At 31.7% G+C, this 903-nt stretch carries 1 protein-coding gene; it reads left to right on the top strand.

Annotated elements, in window-relative coordinates; translation table 11 throughout:
- Positions 1 to 845 (top strand): Rpn family recombination-promoting nuclease/putative transposase (locus tag CLTEP_RS14035; RefSeq protein WP_084365023.1); only part of this gene is annotated, 845 nt, incomplete at its 5' end.
- Positions 846 to 903: the final 58 nt, after the last annotated feature.

Below are 903 nucleotides of genomic sequence, written 5' to 3'. Positions count from 1 at the left end.
TTTTGATATCATTTATAAATTCAGTGTTGAGTGAAGATGAGCAAATAGTGGATATAGAGTTAAAAAACCCTTATAACTTAGCAAATTACAGGCAAGGTAAGATGAGCATACTTGATATAAAGGCAGTAGATGAAAAAGGAGTATGGTATGATATAGAAATGCAGATTGCAGAGCAGAGCTTTTATGACAAGAGAGCTTTGTATTACTGGGCGAAGGTATATTCAGACCAAATAGAAAGTGGATATGAATTTAATTTGCTGAAGAAGACTATAGGCATAAATATATTGGACTTTGAATATTTAGATGAAGAAGAATATCATAATGTTTACAAAATATACAATGTAAAGAGCAAGAAGTCATTTAGTAATTTGTTTGAACTGCATTTTATAGAACTTCCAAAATTCAAGAAAGATTTTAGTGAAATAAAGACAACGCTAGATAGATGGGCAGCATTTTTAACAAAAGCGTATGAATTTGATAAGGATAGTGTGCCTGAAGAATTAGCACAGAGTGAGGAAATAAAAAAAGCAGCTGAGAAGCTAGATATAATGAGCTTAAATAAGGAAGAAAGAGAAATATATGAAAATGATTTAAAAGCGATGATGGTAAGAAATGCCGAGATTAATGCAGCTGAGGAGAAGGGAAGAGAAGAAGGAATCAAAGAAGGAATCAAAGAAGGAATTAAAGAAGGGATTAAGGAAGGAATCAAGGAAGGAATTAAGGAAGGAATCATTAAAACTGCAAAAAACTTATTAGACATGGGTATAGATGAGCATATGGTATCAAAAGCTACAGGACTAAGCGTAGAAGATATTAGGGAATTGTGCAATAAGAGAAAACAATAATAGAGAAAAGAGAATAGTAACAATATTCTTTATCGATTTTATAAGACTCCCACTTTTA

Source organism: Clostridium tepidiprofundi DSM 19306 (genome assembly GCF_001594005.1).
GTDB classification, from domain to species: Bacteria; Bacillota; Clostridia; order Clostridiales; family Clostridiaceae; genus Clostridium_AC; species Clostridium_AC tepidiprofundi.
Note: the sequence above shows the minus strand (reverse complement) of the source record. Positions and strands in the feature narration are given on the sequence as shown.